The following is a 15,506-nucleotide window of genomic DNA, read 5'->3' on the forward strand; positions in this document are numbered from 1 at the left end:
CTCCGCCGGGTCGCCGGTCCACTACGGTGGGTGCGGTGAGTTCGTGGTCGATGGGACGAACATTGACTGGCTGGGCGAGGAACACCGCAGAACCCCTTACCGACGCCGAGCGCCGGCTGGATGAGCTGCTGGCGCAGGGCAGGACGGCGGAGTCGGCCGCCGACCAGGCCGAGCCCGCGAGCGTCCCCGACGCAGAGCAGCAGATCCGCGGCGAGTACCTCGCGGCCCGGCTGATCGAATCGCTGGAGGACGGCAGCCGGCTGTTCACCCGGCGCGGCACTCAGCCGCTGGTGATCGTCGTGGAGCACGCCACGATCACCGGGCAGCTGGACCTGCGCAACGTGGATCTGCCCTACCTGCTGGAGTTCGTCGGCTGCCGCTTCGAGAACGCGCCCGACCTGCGGCAGGCCCGGCTCGCCGGGCTGGTGCTGTGGCACTGCCGGTTCCCCGGGATGCACGCGCGAAACCTCGCGGTCAGCAACGACGTGGTGCTGCGCAACTGCGCCAGCGTCGGCGGCATCCTCGACCTGGCCGATGCCGATCTCGGCGGCTCGCTGCTGCTCAACGACAGCGAACTGCGCAATCCCGGCCAGCGCTGCGTCTACGCCGACCGCCTGTCGGTTTCCGGTGCGCTGCTGGGAATCCGGTTGCGCACCGCCGGTGAGATCCGCATCCCCGGCGCGAAGATCGGCGGCAACCTGACGCTGTCCGGCGCCGCCCTGCGCAACCGCGGCGGCAACGCGATCAACGCCACCGGCATCCGCATCGGCGGCTCGCTGCGGCTGGACGCCGACCCGGGGACCGGCCGGTTGTTCACCTCCGCGGGCACGCTGCGGCTGCCCAGCGCGCACATCTCCGGTGACCTGCGGCTGCGGGACGCCGTGCTGGAACCTGGTGTCCGGCCGCCGGATCCCGGCAACTCGCACTACGACGACCCGACCGCGGCGCTGATCGCCGACCGCTGCGAGGTCCGCGGAGAGGTCCAGCTCGACCAGGAGTTCCGCAGCGGCGGCACGCTGCGCCTGGTCGGCGCCGTGGTGGGCGGCAACCTGCGGATGACCGGAGCCGTCGTCGACGTGAGCTGGCTGCGCTCCCCCGCCGAGTCGGTGCTGCACCCGCTGCGCGCGGTGAACCTGGACGGCACCAGGGTTTCCGGCAACATCGACGCGCGGTCGGTGAACGTGCGCGGGCAGTGGCGGATGACCGACGTCAAGGTGGGCGGCAGCGTGCAGCTCACCCGGGCGCAGCTGACCGGCCCGCGCACCGACGTCCTGGTGGGCAGCAGGCTCGCGGTGGGCAGCAACCTGGAGTGCCGGGACGCCGAGCTCGTCGGCTCGCTGCAGCTGCCGGGCGCGCAGATCGGCGCGAGCATCGACCTGCGCGGCTCGCGGCTGACCAAACCGGCCTGGCACCTGCACCGCAACAACTACAAGCCATCGCTGGACCTGCGCGCGGCGCGCATCGAGCGCGACCTGGTCTGCGCCGAAGGTGATCGGGTGTTCTCCGCGGAGGGCACCGTGCAGCTGCGCTGGTCGCAGATCGGGCGGCACGTCAACCTCTCGGGCTGCGAGCTCGGCGACGGCGCGTCGCGCACGGCGTTCAACGCCTCCGGGGTGCAGACCCAGGAGCTCACGCTGCTGCCGCGCACGCCGCCGCGCGGCCGGATCACCCTGCGGCAGGCCCAGTGCGAACTGCTCGCCGACAACTCCGCGGTGTGGGAGTCCAGCGGCGGCGTGGACTGCGAGGACTTCGCCTACCAGAACTTCGCGGAGTCCTTCGAGCTCGACGACCGGGAACGGGTTGGCCAGCGCCTCAGCTGGCTGCGCGCCACCGCGGGCGGCGCCTACCAGCCGGGGACCTACGACCAGCTCGCCGAGGTCTTCCGCAGCAACGGGCTGGAGGAGCACGCGATCGCGGTGCTGATCGAGAAGCAGCGCCACCGTTACGCGGCGATCGCCCGCACCGCGCGGCCCGGCCTGCGCTGGCCGGTGCGGCTGTGGAGCTGGCTGCAGCGGGCAACCGTCGGCTACGGGTACCGGCCGATGCGGGCGGTGGGCTGGCTGGCCGCGTTCGCGGTGGTGGGCACCGCCTGGTTCGGCTTCCACCCGCTGGTGCCGGTCAACGAGCAGGACCGCCCGGTGTGGAACCCGCTGCTGTACACATTGGACCAGATGCTGCCGGTGGTGAGCCTCGGCCACGACGACATGTGGCAGGCCCGAGGCCTCTCCCAGTGGGTCACGGTAGCCCTGGTGGCAGCGGGCTGGACCCTGGCCACCACGGTCGCCGCGGGCTTCAGCCGAGCACTCCACCGCGAACGCTGACCACCCGTGGTGCGGGGAAGGTGTCGATTCCGTGCGAAATCGACCGTCACCCCGAACACAAATTCCAGTTTCTCGCGAAATCGACCAACTCCCGGATGACCACGGGCGTCAGGTGAGCAGGCGGCGGATGGTGAGGATCGTGCCGATGCAAGCGCACGCCACCGCCAGGGTGAACGCCGCCGCCGGTGAGACCAGGTCCAGGAGGGTGCCTGCCGCTGCTGAGCCGAGTGCGTTGCCGACTCCGAACGACGTGATCATCCAGGCGTGCGCTTCGGTCAGCGTTCCTTCCGGGGCCATGCGGGCGATCAGGGCGAAGGCCGAGGCCAGCACCGGTGGTAGCGCGCATCCGCTCAGGACCGCGAATGCCGCCATCGCGGGCACGTTCAGCACGAGTACCAGCGGCAGGTAGCCCAGCGCGAGCAGGGCCAGGAGCACGAGCAGCCGCCGGTCTTCGCGGTGCGCCACGGGCACCGCGGTGTAGGCGATCCCGCCGACCAGCGCACCTGCCGCGTTGAGCGCGATCAGCAGGCCTGCCGCGGAGGAACTTCCCGCCACCTCCGCGTATCCCGTGATGCCGACGGTGAAAGCGCCGATGGTCGCGCCCACGCAGACCAGCGCGGCGAACAGGCGGAGCACACCCGCGCCGCGCAGCGGTCCGGCCCAGTGCCGTTCCACGTGCGTGCCTCGCCAGACGCGGGCCGGGCGGGCGGTGGCGAACCACGCTGCGCCGAGCATTCCCACCGCGGCTGCCGCGAGCAGACCGGCGGACGGTCCGCCGAACGCGGTCACGCCGAGGACCGCCAGCGGCCCGCACACGAAGATCAGCTCTTGCGTGGCCGCGTCCAGCGAGAACGCCGCGCGGATGTTGTGCTCGCCCACCACGACGTGCTCCCAGAGCACGCGCAGGCACGGTTCCAGCTGCGGAGTCGCCGCACCCGCGACCACCGCGGCCACCGCGCCGATCGCCACCGAGCGGACCGGGTCGACCAGGCCGAGGACCAGGAACGCCGCGGTCGAGGTCGCCGCGCTGGCCAGCAGCACCGGGACCTGGCGGGTCCGGTCGATCAGCCGTCCGAGCACCGGGCCGCACACCGCTGCACTCCCGGCGTACAGCGCGGCGAGCAGACCGGCCAGCCGGTAGTCGCCGCCGTTCTCGCGGACGGTCAGCAGGATCGCCAGCGGCGCCATGCCGGTCGGCAGCCGCCCGATCAGCGAGGCCGACAGCAGTCTCGGCACGTAACGGGATCGCAGCACCGCCACGACCGAGCCGGTGCTGGTCGTCGTCGTGGTTCCGGCGCTCATCAGGCCTCCCCGATCGCGAGCCGGATCGCCTCGCGCAGCGAGGTGACGACCGGAACTCCCTGCTCGGCAAGCACTTCGGTGGCGTGCAGCCCGCTCGCGTAGAGCACGCACCGCATTCCGAGCGCCTTGGCCGCGACTGCGTCGTCGACGCTGTCGCCGATCAGCAGCGCATCGCCGGCCGTCAGGCCCAGCTCCGCGAGGTGCTCGGCCAGGTGTGCGCGCTTGAAGCCGCGGTCCGGGCCGCGCTGGCCGTCGATGCGGGCGAAGTGCGCGGTGATGCCGAACCGGTCGACCAGCGCGGTGAGCCGGTCGTGCGGGTGCATCGACAGCAACGACTGCGACAGGCCCCGCGCGGCGATCGCGCCCAGCACTTCAAGGGCATCCACCGCGAGGGAGAGCGAAGGTCTGCGCCGCGAGTAAGCCTCGTGGAACGCCGCGTGCAGCGCGCTGCGCACATCGGGTGGTACCGGTGCGCCGAACAGCCGGTCGTAGAACACGTCGATCGGCTGGGTGTGCTGCTTGCGGTACTGCTCGACGGTGACCGGTGGTGCCCCGGTCACCTCGAACGCCTCGATGGTGGACTGGATCAGCGCGTCGGCGTCGTCGAACAACGTCCCGTTCCAGTCCCACACCACGTGCGCCGTCCGCACTCCGGCCTCGTTGACCGCCACGGTCGCCCTCCTCGGTGTCCGCTTCGCCCGGCAGTCAACCGGACACCGTGCGGGAGGACCAGGGCAGCAACCGGGCATCCGCCGGGTCAGCCGTGCGGGTCGAACGGGATTCCGTCCGGTTTCGCCTTGGCCAGGTTGTCCTCGAAGGCGCCGTCCTTGATGCCCAGGCTCGCCTTGCCGAAGTCCGCCGAGGTCAGCTTCTCGCGGATGCCCTCCGGGTAGTTCTCCCAGCCCACCAGCGGCGGGTACTGCCAGGTGCCGTGGTGGTTCTCCGGTTCCTCACCGGGTTTGGCCAGCCGGAAGGCGTGCGTGCTGGCGCCGTCCTTGTGGTAGACGATCTTCGGGTGAGTGCCCTCCCAGTGCACATTCTCGGCCGGATAGGTCGAGTAGTCGCCGTGCGCGGAGGTGGAGACGTACTTCGCCCGGTCCTCGTGCACCCACACCACGACGTGTTCGAGGTCGTGCCGGTGCCCGAAGACGTCGTCCACGCCGCCGAGTGCCTGGTCCTTCTCGAAGTACAGGTCGTAGAGGTAGGCGCACCAGCCGCTCGGATCGCACTTGGCGCGCGAGTAGGAGTTGGTGTTGTCCAGGTCGGACTCGTCGTGGCAGTCGCCGTCGAGCGGCCCGGACGGCTTGAGGCCTTCGGCCACGGTGCCGTCCGGCCCGATCGCCGGCGTCGGGTAGCAGCCGTCGCCGTCGTAGTCGAACGCGGGCTGCCACTTGCGGTCGGCATCCGGGGCCGAGCCCGGCAGCGCCTGCGGTGGTTCGGCGAAGGCCGAGCCCGGCGGCAGCACGAGGAGCAGCGCCGAGGCGCCGACGAGCGCCCGTGCGACGAATCCGCTGGTCGGTTTCCGGCGCGCAGCACCCATGTCGGCCTCCTGGTCGGCACGCGAAGATCAGCTCGACCCTACGTGCGGCGCCGGAAGAGCCGGAACACCGCTGGCGACTTCTCGCCGACCGCGCTACCGGTACTGCGCGAGCAGGTCGTCGGCTTGGTGCCGGACCTGGTCGTCCGGGTCGGTCCGCGCCATGGTCTCCAGCATGTTCAGCGATTGGGGGCACGAGAGGTACGTCGTGGACCAGGCCGCGGCGACGCGGACCATCTCCCGAGGATCGCGGGAGGCGCTGGAGATCACGCTAAAGAGCTCCTCGTCGAAGGTGTCCCCCATCGCGAGCGCGGCGCGCAGAACGGCTTTGATCCGTTCCCGCTCGTCCCCATGGCCCGGCATCGAGAGCAGCTCCTCGCGCGAGTACGACCGCAAGCTGAACATGAGCAGCACCCGGCGGCTGAGCTCCCCCACATCGGCCTCGTCCGGTCCGAACACGATCAGCACCGAGGTGCGGGTGCTCAGGTCCTCCAGGTAGCTCATCCAGAGTCCAGGAGCCGCTCCCCAAGTGCGGAAGCACTGGTACTCCGCGTCGGGGTCGCCCTCGTTGGTCTCGACGAGCGGCCACTTCCCGGCCCGTGCGATCGATTCGGCGCGCGGCAGCTGACCGCCGCCAGCCGGATCGAGCAGCACGACGCCGCCATCCGGCCCAGGCTCGTGCGCCGGATCGCGCAAGACCATCCTCTTGAAGTAGTAACCGTCCGCCACGAACCGCCCCTCCTGCTGCGCTGATCGGTGGCCGAATCTACACACCGGCGGCCACCGGCTCGCATTTGCAGCAGCGGATCGACGCCTAGCAGGCGTAGCATCCGACCCCGCATCCGGCCACATTGGACATTCGATCGGATATAAGCGCTGCCCACAGGACATTTCCGCACCGGCCACGCACCGTCGGCGCGCTCGGAGCCGCTGAGCCAGTCGGGTGGGGAACCTGGGTCGGGGGCCGCTCGCCCGTTATGGTCGGGTCACCCCCACGGGGTTCCCTGCTCACCTTCCACTCCCGGCCGGGCTCGCTCGTCCGGGAATCCGGCAGAGAAAGGGGTCAGATGATGGAATCCGCTGCCGCGCGGCCGGAACTCCTGGCTTGGGAGACACCGGACTTCGAAGAGGTCGGTTGCGCCGCCGAAGTGACGATGTACGTCGCGCAGCTGGACGACTAGCAGCCGCACCGCGGGTGCCGGGCGTGCGGCCCGGTGCCCGCCCGAACTTCCAGCGAGGAGCCACGGATGTGGTTGCGGGTGCTCGGATCGGCGGCCGGTGGTGGTTTTCCGCAGTGGAACTGCGGCTGCCCGAACTGCCGCGCGGTGCGCGCGGGTTCCCGTCCGGCCCGACCCCGGACCCAGTCGTCGATCGCGGTGAGCGCCGACCACCAGCGGTGGTTCCTGTTCAACGCCTCACCGGACATCCGCGCCCAGATCGAGGCGTTCCCCGCGCTGCGACCGGGCGCGGGACGAGCGACGCCGCTGCAGGCGGTGCTGCTCACCGATGCCGAGCTGGACCACACCCTCGGGCTGCTCCTGCTGCGCGAGGCGAAGTCCGTCGAGCTGCACGCCACCGCCGCGGTGCGGGAAACCCTTTGCCGCGCAACCGCGATCCTGCGCACGCTGGAGGCCTACTGCGCGGTGACCTGGCGGGAGGTCGTGCCCGGCGCGGAAACCCAGCTGGGCGGCGGGCTGTCCTACCGGGCCTTCGACGTGCCGACGAACAAGCGCAACCGGTTCGGCCCCGGCCGGGAGCACGGCCGCGTGGTCGGCTACCGGCTCACCGACGCGAACACCGGGCGCACCGCGGTCTACCTGCCCGGCGTGCAGGAGCTCACGCCCGCGGTGCTCGACGAGCTGGCCGGCGGCGACTGCCTGCTGGTCGACGGGACCTGCTGGCACGACGACGAGATGATCCGGCTCGGACTGGCGGGCAAGACCTCGCGCGACATGGGACATCTGCCCATCGCCGGCCCGGACGGCAGCCTGCGGCGGCTGGCCGCGCTGCCCGCCGAGCGCAAGATCTACGTGCACCTCAACAACACGAACCCGGTCCTGCTCGACGATTCGCCCGAGCGGCGCACCGTCGAGCAGCACGGCGTGGAAGTGGCGACCGACGGATTGGAGGTGCGGTTGACATCGTGACCGCGCTCACCGACAGCTTCACCGCAGCGCTGCGGGCCCATTCGCAGCGGTACCACCACCAGCACCCGTTCCACGTCAGGATGAACGCGGGTCTGCTCGACCCGCGGCAGATCCGGGGCTGGGTGGCCAACCGCTTCTACTACCAGGAGAACATCCCCCGCAAGGACGCCGCGATCCTGGCCAACTGCCCGGACCGGGAGGTCCGCAGGCGGTGGGTCCAGCGCATCCTGGACCACGACGGCCGGGTGGGCGAGGAAGGCGGCATCGAGGCCTGGCTGCGGCTCTCCGAAGCGGTCGGGCTCAGCCGCGCCGAGGTGCTCGACGAGCGGCACGTCGCGCCCGGGGTCCGCTTCGCCGTCGACGCCTACGTGAACTTCGCCCGCACCCGGCCGTGGGTCGAGGCGGTGGCCTCGTCGCTGACCGAGCTGTTCGCCCCGGACCTGATGGCCGAGCGCCTCGCGGCCTTCGAGCGCCACTACCCGTGGATCGAGCGCGACGGCCTGGCCTACTTCCGGTCCCGGCTGACCCAGGCCCCCCGCGACGCCGAGCACGCGATGGAAGTGGTCACCGAGCACTGCCGCACCGAGGCGGAGCAGGCTCGTGCGCTGGACGCGCTGTCGTTCAAGTGCGACGTGCTCTGGAGCGTCCTGGACGGCATCGACCGGGCGTATCCCGACGTCGCCGAGCCGTCCTGATGCCGGTCGTGCACCCGTCCAGCCGCCCCGAGCTGACCTCGCACGTGCGCGTGACCTTCGACCGGGTCCGCGAGCAGCACCTGCTGCTGGCGCCGGAAGCGGTGTCGGTGCTCAACCCGACCGGCGCCGCGATCCTCGAACTCTGCGACGGGCAGCGCAGCGTCGCGGAGATCGTCCAGGAGCTGCGCGGGCGCTACGAGCACGTGGCGCCCGGCGACGTCGCCCAGTTCCTCACCCGCCTGATCGGCAAGCGGTACCTGGAGGTCCGGGATGCCTAGCCCCTTCGGCCTGCTCGCCGAGCTCACCTACGCCTGCCCGCTGCGCTGCCCGTACTGCTCCAACCCGCTCGACATGGCCGACTACCAGGACGAGCTGGACACCGCGCAGTGGCAGCGGGTGCTGGCCGAAGCCCGCGAGCTGGGTGTCCTGCAGCTGCACCTCTCCGGCGGGGAACCGCTGCTGCGCCGCGATGCGGTGGAAATCGTGCGCAGCGCCCGCGAACTCGGCATGTACACCAATCTCATCACCAGCGCGCTGAGCCTGTCCGAGCAGCGCGCGGTGGAGTTGCGGGCCGCCGGGCTCGATCACGTGCAGATCAGCGTCCAGGCCCACGAGGCCGGCCTCTCCGACCGGATCGCGGGTACCGCCTCCTTCCAGCGCAAGATCGCCGCCGCTCACCTGGTGAAGGAGCTGGGCTGGCCGCTGACGCTGAACGTGGTGCTGCACCGGCTGAACATCGACGGCATCGCCGACATCCTCGCCATGGCCGAGGATCTGGGCGCCGACCGCATCGAGCTGGCGAACACCCAGTACTACGGCTGGGCACGGCGCAACCGCGACGGCCTGCTGCCCAGCCGGGCGCAGCTGGACCGGGCCGAGGTGGCGGTGCGCGCCGCGAAGGAGCGGCTGGCCGGGCGGATGGAGATCATCTACGTGCTGCCCGACTACTACAGCCGCTACCCCAAGCCCTGCATGGGCGGCTGGGGCCGGCGCCAGCTGACCGTGGCGCCCAACGGCGACGTCCTGCCCTGCCCGGCGGCGCAGGAGCTGCCGCTGCCGCGCGCGAACGTGCGGGAGCACTCGCTGGAGTGGATCTGGTCGCGGTCACCGGTGTTCCAGCACTTCCGCGGCACCGACTGGATGGGCGAGCCGTGCCGCAGCTGCTCGCGCCGGGACACCGACTTCGGCGGCTGCCGCTGCCAGGCGTTCCTGCTCACCGGCGACGCCTCGCGCACCGATCCGGTCTGCGCGCTGTCGCCGGACCACGGGCTCGTCGCCGACGCGGTCCGGGCGGCCAATTCCAGCCGGCCCGTCGACGTGGTCCTGACGCCCCGCCCGCACCCGCGCGACACGCCGTCGCGGCTCGACCGGGGCGCCCCCGGGACGGTGCTGGACGACTAGGCGCGGCCTGGATCGCCGTGCCCGGCCACCCCTCGAAGAGTCCGCAGTGGACGATCAACACAGCTCGCGAATAATTGATCGATCGACAATTGAGACGACCAAGAACAAATGCGCTCGATCATTTCACCCACCCCTTGATCGCAATTCTCGCGAACTGGATCAGCGCCCCTCTGATCGAATTCGGAGCCGCAGTGACCACAAAGGGGGATTACCGAACAATTCGATCTACCAAAACGAGCGAGCAGCCGCTGCAACTAAAGTGACAATGTCACGATCCGTAGCGATGTCACCCGATCCAGATCGACAAATGTCGACAACGGCTCGTCGATCGTCTCGTTTTCGACCTTGTTTTCACGATCAGTGATGTTGAATCCCGAATGGACACATCAACACCACCCCGATCGTATGATCATGTATTCCTGCGGCTGCCGAACGCGAAATAGGTGCTTACCGTACGAACAGCCTCCTTTCAAATCTCGCGAGGCGTTCTACAAATGATTTTGAGCGAGTATTTCCACTCAACTGATCAAAGGAGGTTCAGGTGTCCGCAAAGCTAGTGCGCATCGGCGGCCTTGCCGCCTTCGTGCTGGGCGCGTCGTTCAGCCTGACCCCACTGGCCGCCGGTGCGGCACCGAGCCCGGCGCTGACCCCGGTGCTCACCGTGGACGAGGACCAGTGCAAGCCGGGTGACGACAACTGCTCGCCACCGCAGCACGACTGCAAGCCCGAAGACTGCCCGCCGCCACCGCCCTGCAAGCCGGGCGAGTGCGAGGAGGTCAAGCCGCCGGCCGTCAAGCCGCCGCCGGCCGTCGCGCCTCCGCCCGAGGTCGCACCGCCGCCGGCCGTCGCGCCTCCGCCGCAGGCCCCGCCGCCCGCTCAGCAGCCGGTTGAGCAGCCTGCTCAGCAGCCGGTCCAGGAGGAGCAGCCGACGCAGCGGCCGACTCAGCAACCGACCCAGCAACCGACTCAGAGACCGACCCAGAAGCCGCAGGCTCCGAAGCCCATGCAGCAGCCGCAGGTCGAGCAGATGCCGACGGGTGGCGTCCAGGCCGGCGGTGGTGCCATGGCGCAGGAGAGCACCGGCGGCTCCGCTCCGCTGCTGGCAGCGGGCGGGCTGGCGCTCACCGCGCTGGCAGCCGGTGGTGCCTACCTGCACCGCCGCCGCCGAGTCGAGCAGCGCGACTGATCCGAGCGGGCTGGTGGTGCGTGCCCGGTGGGTGCGCACCGCCGGCCCGTTCGACCGAACGGGTGGAGGTCCGCCGTGCGAACCGCGATTCTCCTGCTGTGGTCGGCCGTGCTGCTGGCGGTCGCCGTCGCGGCGGACCCCCAGCCGGTCGACGCGCGTTCCGCCCGACCACCGGCGGCGGCGCCCGCCGCCGCGGTTCCGGGCGATCTGCGGCCGCGCGCCATCGACCTGCCCAGCATCGACGCCGAATCGTCGCTCATCCCACTGGGGCTCAACCCCGACGGCTCGGCCGAAGTACCGCCGATCGACCAGCCCGGGCAGGCGGGCTGGTTCCGGCTCGGCCCGGGAGCCGGTGAGGTCGGCCCCTTCGTCGTGCTGGGCCACGTCGACTCCTATCGCGAGGCCGGTGTCTTCCACCGGCTGCGCGACCTCCGCCCGGGCGATCCGGTCGAGGTGGAGCGCGCGGACGGCTCCCGGGTGACCTACGTGGTCGACCGCATGCAGACGGTCGCCAAGGACCGGTTCCCCACCGAAGCCGTCTACGGCGACGTCGCGCGCCCGGAGATCCGGCTGATCACCTGCGGAGGCGCGTTCGACGAGTCGCGACGCAGCTACGAGGACAACCTGATCGTCTACGGCCATCTGCGGTGACCACCGCTGTCCGATGTGGACTCAGCGGTTCGCTGCCCACCCGCGCGCTCCCCACCGCTGCCTCCGGTACGCCGGGTGAACCCTTGCGCCGCACGCGTTCCGGAGGTCACGATGGCGGGCGGGTCCGCACATCGAGCTGCTGGAGGCAGGATGACCGGCTCGGCCGCCCGCCGCCCGGCGATCGCCGGGCTGGGCATCACCGAGGTGGGCAAGGTCTACGACCGCGACGCGGCCCGGTTCGCCGCCGACGCGGTGCGGCTGGCGGTCGCCGACGCCGGTCTCGATATGTCCGATGTGGATGGTTTGCTCGTCAACTCCGGCACCACCGGGGAGATCGGCGTCGACCTGCAGTCCCAGCTGCAGCTACCGGAGCTTCGCCTGCTCTCGGAGATCCAGGCATTCGGCGCCTCGGCGGGCGCGATGGTCACGCAGGCCTCGCTGGCCGTGCAAGCCGGGATGGCCGACGTGGTCGTGTGCGTCTTCGCCGACGCCCCGCTGCGCGAGGGCAAGGGCAGCGGGGCCGTCTACGCGGGCAGGGCGCAGCCGAGCGGCTTCGCCGGGATGATCCCGGCAGCGGGCCTGACCAGCGTCAACGCCGTGTACGCCCTGGCCGCGCGGCGGCACATGGAGACCTACGGCACCACCTCCGAGCAGCTCGGCGCGATCGCGGTCGCGCAGCGGGCCTGGGCCGCGATGAACCCGCTGGCGCAGCTGCGCGAGCCGATCACCATCGCCGACCACCAGGCATCCCGCTGGATCGCCGAACCGCTGCACCTGCTCGACTGCTGCCTGGTCAGCAACGGCGGGATCGCCGTCGTGGTCACTTCCGCCGACCGCGCGGCCCAGCTCCGCCAGCCACCGGTGCACGTGCTCGGCTTCGCGCAGTCCCACGTCGGCCACCCGAATGCTCGCGACGGCCGGTTCGGCCTGGTCAGCGGCGCGGCCCAGGCCGGCCCCGCGGCGCTGAAGATGGCTGGGCTCGGCATCTCCGACGTGGACGTGGCCGAGCTGTACGACTGCTACACCTACACCGTGCTGCTGACGCTGGAGGACTACGGGTTCTGCGCCAAGGGCGAAGGTGGCCCCTTCGCCGCCAGCGGTGCGCTCGGTCCCGGTGGTTCGCTCGCGGTCAACACCGGCGGCGGCCAGCTGTCGTCCTACTACCTGTGGGGCATGACCCCGTTGTCCGAAGCGATCATCCAGGCGCGCGGGCACGGCGGGCCGCGGCAGGCGCCGCGCAACGACGTCGTGCTGGTCAGCGGCAACGGCGGCCTGCTGGCCCACCACGCGACGCTCGTGCTCAGCCCGCACCCGCACAGCTGACGAGAGGACACCCCGCATGCCGATCGTCCCGGTCTCCCGCGACGCCGCGTCGGCTCCCTTCTACGACGGCACCGCCCGCGGAGAACTGCTGCTGCGCCGGTGCGAGGCGTGCTCGTCGATCAGCGCCCCGAACGTGGAGAGCTGCTCGGCCTGCGGTGGCACCGCGCTTTCCTGGGCTCCCGCGAGCGGCACGGCGGAGCTGGTCACCTGGACCGTGGTGCACGGCCGCTCCCCCGTCGACGGCGAGCAGCTGCGCATCGTCGCCGGGCTGGTGGAGCTGGCCGAAGGGCCGTGGATGTACGCCCGGATCGTCGACATCGCACCCGAGGACGTGACCTCGGGCATGGCCCTCGCGGTCGGCTTCGACCACGCCGAGGGCAGCGAGACCGTGCCCGTCTTCCGGCCGGCCTGACTCCACCACATCTGCGGTGCAGTAGCAGGGCGCTGCTCCACCGCAGATGTGGTGGAACAGCGCCCCAGAACGCGGGCTAACGCACGTGCGTCGTGTCCCGGACGGTTCCGACGTACTCCTCGACGAGGTCTTCCATGGCGACGACGCCGATGGGTGCGCCGGTGGTGTCGACGGCGGTGGCGAGGTGACTGCCCGAGCGCCGCAGCGAGGCGAGCGCTTCGTCCAGCCGGGCCTCGGCCGGGACCGTCGGCAACTGCCGGATCCGCCAAGCCGCCACCGGTGTCGCGTCGTCGTGCCCGATCTGGTCGAGCACGTCCTTGACGTGGAGATAACCGCGCATCCCGCCGTCGGCTCCGCGCACCGGGAACCGGGAGTACCCGGTCTCCGCCACGGCCCGCTCCACGTCGCCGAGCGTCGGGCGCTGCGGCAGCGTGATCAGCTCCGCCGTCGGGACGAGGACGTCGGTGACGGTGTGGTTGGCGGAGGACAGTGTTTGGGCGAGGCGGCGGTGTTCGGAGTGGTCGATGAGTCCTTCGCGGCGGGATTCGACGAGGAGTTCGGCGAGTTCGGCGGAGGTGTAGGCGGTGTCGAGCTCGTCCTTGGGTTCCACGCGCATGAGCTTGAGGATGGTGTTGGCCATCATGTTGAACAGCGCGATGAAGGGCCGGGCGAGTTTGACGAACCCGACCAGTGGCGGCACCAGCCACAGGGCGACCTTCTCGGGTTCGGCGATGGCCAGGTTCTTCGGGACCATCTCCCCGATCAGCACGTGCAGCACCACGACCAGCGCCAACGCGATCGCGAAGGACACGGCGCGGGTCACCGGCTCTGGAATTCCCAACGCGCTGAACGGAATCTCCAGCTGATGGGCCACCGCGGGCTCACCCAGCCGCCCCAAGCCCAGGGAGCACAGGGTGATGCCGAGCTGGGCGCTGGCGAGCATGAGCGAGCCCTGCTGGCTGGCGCTGATCACCAGCCGGGCCCGGCCCTTGCCCTGTGCGGCCAGGGCTTCCAGCCGGTCCCGTCGTGAGGACAGCAGCGAGAACTCCGCGCCCACGAAGAACGCGTTCAACAGCAGCAGCACCACACCGAGCAGAATCGCGAACCCGTCACTCATCGCTCTTCCTCCTCGGCGTCGGCGGGCTTGCCGGTGAGGCGGAACTCGGCGATGCGGTTGCGGTCCATCTCGGACACCGTGAGCACCCAGCCGTCCACGGTGATCTCGTCACCGACGACCGGGATCCGGCCGAGCTTGCTCAGCACGTAGCCGGCGGCGGTCTCGTAGTCGCCGTCGGGCATCGCGAAACCGGTGGCGTCGGCGAGCTCGTCCGGCCGCAGCAGCCCGGAGACGATCCACGTGCGGTCGTCGATCCGCCGCACCGTCGGAAGTTCGCCCCGGTCGTGCTCGTCGCGGACGTCGCCGATGATCTCCTCGACGACGTCCTCCAAGGTCACGATGCCCGCGGAACCGCCGTACTCGTCGACCACCACGGCCAGCTGCAGCCCCGAACCGCGCAGGGTCTCCAGAACCGCGTCACCGTCGAGGGTTTCCGGCACGGTCGGAACCGGCTGGGTCAGCGAGCCGACGAGAACCCGCTCGCGCTCCTCGGCAGGCAGCCCGAACGCCTTCTTCACGTGGACGACGCCGTGGATGTCGTCCAGATCGCCACCGTGCACCGGGAACCGGGAGAACCCGCTACGGCGGGCCAGCTCCAGCAGATCCATCACCGTGTCACCGACCTGCAAAGCCTCCACCCGCACCCGCGGAGTCATGAGCTCCTCGGCGGTGCGGTCACCGAACCGCAACGAACGGTCCATCAACTCCGCAGTGGACTCGTCCAACGTCCCGTGCTCGGCACTGGAACGCACGATCGACCCCAGCTCCTCCGGCGAGCGAGCAGAGCGCAGCTCTTCCTGCGGCTCCACACCGAACCGGCGCACCACCCAGTTCGCGCTGTCGTTCATCGCATCGATCAACCACCGGAACACCTGCGAGAACCGCGCGTGATACCCCGACACCGCCCGCGCCGTCGGCAACGGCCGCGCGATCGCCAGGTTCTTCGGGACCATCTCCCCGAACACCATCGACAACGTCGTCGCCAACAGGATCGCCAACGTCAACGACACCGCACCCGCCGCCGACACCGGAACACCCACCGCCAGCAGCACCGGGCGGATCAGCTCACCGATCAACGGCTCAGCCACATACCCGGTGACCAACGTCGTCAACGTGATCGCGACCTGCGCACCCGAGAGCTGAAACGACAACGACCGATGCGCCTTCTGCACCGCCCGCGCACGCCTGTCACCCACCGCATGCACATGAGCATCAACAGTGCTGCGCTCAAGAGAAGTCAGCGAGAACTCGGCCGCCACCGCCAGGCCGGTGCCCAGGGTGAGCACGCCGACGAAAACCAGGCCCAGAACGGCCAACAGGATTTCCATCACAGGCCACCTCGCAGGCGACCGCACACGAACTCAGAAAGGCCGGGATCGCGTCCCGGCCCGGTACTTCCCCCGTCAGGGGATTG

At 70.6% G+C, this 15,506-nt stretch carries 16 protein-coding genes; 10 read left to right on the plus strand and 6 right to left on the minus strand.

What is annotated here, in order from left to right; genetic code table 11:
* Nucleotides 1–35 precede the first annotated feature (35 nt).
* Nucleotides 36–2,321 (plus strand): translocation/assembly module TamB domain-containing protein, encoded by a 2,286-nt coding sequence (locus tag ATL45_RS34505; protein WP_246025720.1) that lies wholly within the window; start codon nt 36–38, stop codon nt 2,319–2,321.
* A gap of 108 nt (nt 2,322–2,429) precedes the next feature.
* Here the strand turns inward: ATL45_RS34505 and ATL45_RS34510 are convergent, their stop codons facing one another.
* From ATL45_RS34510 to ATL45_RS34525, 4 genes are all read right to left on the minus strand, one after another.
* On the minus strand, nt 2,430–3,623 hold the full coding sequence (locus ATL45_RS34510) for an MFS transporter (RefSeq protein WP_093146908.1): 1,194 nt from the start codon (nt 3,621–3,623) through the stop codon (nt 2,430–2,432).
* The gene (locus tag ATL45_RS34515; protein ID WP_170210425.1) at nt 3,623–4,294 is read right to left on the minus strand and encodes an HAD family hydrolase; all 672 of its coding nucleotides are present in this window, start codon (nt 4,292–4,294) and stop codon (nt 3,623–3,625) included. Before ATL45_RS34515 ends, ATL45_RS34510 begins: the two co-directional genes overlap by 1 nt.
* A gap of 86 nt (nt 4,295–4,380) precedes the next feature.
* Nucleotides 4,381–5,163 (minus strand): NPP1 family protein, encoded by a 783-nt coding sequence (locus ATL45_RS34520; RefSeq protein ID WP_093146910.1) that lies wholly within the window; start codon nt 5,161–5,163, stop codon nt 4,381–4,383.
* A 93-nt stretch (nt 5,164–5,256) separates the two neighbouring features.
* Nucleotides 5,257–5,889 carry a HEAT repeat domain-containing protein gene (locus ATL45_RS34525; RefSeq protein WP_093146911.1) on the minus strand — a complete coding sequence of 211 codons (633 nt, stop codon included), beginning with the start codon at nt 5,887–5,889 and terminating at the stop codon, nt 5,257–5,259.
* Between the two features lie 338 nt (nt 5,890–6,227).
* On the opposite strand from ATL45_RS34525, the gene pqqA reads away from it, so the two are divergent.
* The 9 genes from pqqA (at nt 6,228) to ATL45_RS34570 (ending at nt 12,975) form a co-directional block, all read left to right on the plus strand.
* Complete coding sequence (pqqA, locus tag ATL45_RS34530) at nt 6,228–6,341, plus strand: pyrroloquinoline quinone precursor peptide PqqA (RefSeq protein ID WP_235863879.1); 114 nt, start codon at nt 6,228–6,230, stop codon at nt 6,339–6,341.
* Between the two features lie 66 nt (nt 6,342–6,407).
* Nucleotides 6,408–7,307: a pyrroloquinoline quinone biosynthesis protein PqqB gene (pqqB, locus tag ATL45_RS34535; RefSeq protein WP_093146912.1), complete on the plus strand. Its 900-nt coding sequence runs from the start codon at nt 6,408–6,410 to the stop codon at nt 7,305–7,307.
* Entirely contained in the window at nt 7,304–8,002 is a 699-nt protein-coding gene (gene pqqC / locus ATL45_RS34540; RefSeq protein WP_093146913.1) for a pyrroloquinoline-quinone synthase PqqC, read from the plus strand. The genes pqqB and pqqC overlap by 4 nt, the downstream gene beginning before the upstream one ends.
* The gene (pqqD, locus tag ATL45_RS34545; RefSeq protein ID WP_093146914.1) at nt 8,002–8,280 is read left to right on the plus strand and encodes a pyrroloquinoline quinone biosynthesis peptide chaperone PqqD; all 279 of its coding nucleotides are present in this window, start codon (nt 8,002–8,004) and stop codon (nt 8,278–8,280) included. Before pqqC ends, pqqD begins: the two co-directional genes overlap by 1 nt.
* Complete coding sequence (gene pqqE, locus ATL45_RS34550) at nt 8,273–9,403, plus strand: pyrroloquinoline quinone biosynthesis protein PqqE (protein WP_093146915.1); 1,131 nt, start codon at nt 8,273–8,275, stop codon at nt 9,401–9,403. Before pqqD ends, pqqE begins: the two co-directional genes overlap by 8 nt.
* Nucleotides 9,404–9,944: 541 nt before the next feature.
* Complete coding sequence (locus ATL45_RS34555; RefSeq protein WP_143121555.1) at nt 9,945–10,589, plus strand: GVDTG sorting domain-containing protein; 645 nt, start codon at nt 9,945–9,947, stop codon at nt 10,587–10,589.
* 75 nt (nt 10,590–10,664) lie between these two features.
* The gene (locus ATL45_RS34560; RefSeq protein ID WP_246025721.1) at nt 10,665–11,240 is read left to right on the plus strand and encodes a class F sortase; all 576 of its coding nucleotides are present in this window, start codon (nt 10,665–10,667) and stop codon (nt 11,238–11,240) included.
* Nucleotides 11,241–11,390: 150 nt separating this feature from the next.
* On the plus strand, nt 11,391–12,563 hold the full coding sequence (locus ATL45_RS34565) for a thiolase family protein (protein ID WP_093146917.1): 1,173 nt from the start codon (nt 11,391–11,393) through the stop codon (nt 12,561–12,563).
* 16 nt (nt 12,564–12,579) lie between these two features.
* The gene (locus ATL45_RS34570) at nt 12,580–12,975 is read left to right on the plus strand and encodes a Zn-ribbon domain-containing OB-fold protein (protein WP_093146918.1); all 396 of its coding nucleotides are present in this window, start codon (nt 12,580–12,582) and stop codon (nt 12,973–12,975) included.
* A gap of 76 nt (nt 12,976–13,051) precedes the next feature.
* Here ATL45_RS34570 and ATL45_RS34575 read toward each other — a convergent pair whose 3' ends face one another.
* Nucleotides 13,052–14,092, minus strand: a complete 1,041-nt coding sequence (locus ATL45_RS34575) for a hemolysin family protein (protein ID WP_093146919.1) — start codon at nt 14,090–14,092, stop codon at nt 13,052–13,054.
* Entirely contained in the window at nt 14,089–15,420 is a 1,332-nt protein-coding gene (locus tag ATL45_RS34580; RefSeq protein WP_121505442.1) for a hemolysin family protein, read from the minus strand. The genes ATL45_RS34575 and ATL45_RS34580 overlap by 4 nt, the downstream gene beginning before the upstream one ends.
* Nucleotides 15,421–15,506 lie beyond the last annotated feature (86 nt).

Source organism: Saccharopolyspora antimicrobica (genome assembly GCF_003635025.1).
In the GTDB taxonomy this organism is placed as follows: domain Bacteria; phylum Actinomycetota; class Actinomycetes; order Mycobacteriales; family Pseudonocardiaceae; genus Saccharopolyspora; species Saccharopolyspora antimicrobica.